We start from the raw sequence: 245 nt of genomic DNA, 5'->3' as shown, positions 1-245 counted from the left end.
ATCAGTAGCCGAGAAGAAGTAACCGCTCAGATCCTTGCCCAAAAAGTCGCTAAAGGCATTAAATGGAGCGATGTAGCAGCAACGATTGGTTTATCAAAAGAGCGGACCACCGCTGCCTGCTTAGGACAGATGACCTTCAATAAAGATCAGGCCGCGATTGTAGGCGACATTTTTGGTTTATCCGATGAAGCCATTGCCTGGTTACAAATCGTCCCATAGAATGGTTCAATTCCAACATGACTGTC

General features: G+C 46.1%; 1 protein-coding gene. It reads left to right on the top strand.

The window, feature by feature from the left end:
* A partial coding sequence (locus tag ACRHOC_RS14995) for a hypothetical protein (protein WP_431159425.1) occupies nt 1-219 on the top strand: 219 nt, incomplete at its 5' end.
* Nucleotides 220-245 lie beyond the last annotated feature (26 nt).

The sequence above is a fragment of the Winogradskyella poriferorum genome, assembly GCF_050618035.1.
GTDB classification, from domain to species: Bacteria; Bacteroidota; Bacteroidia; order Flavobacteriales; family Flavobacteriaceae; genus Winogradskyella; species Winogradskyella poriferorum_A.
This window is presented reverse-complemented; position numbering and strand designations above follow the sequence as displayed.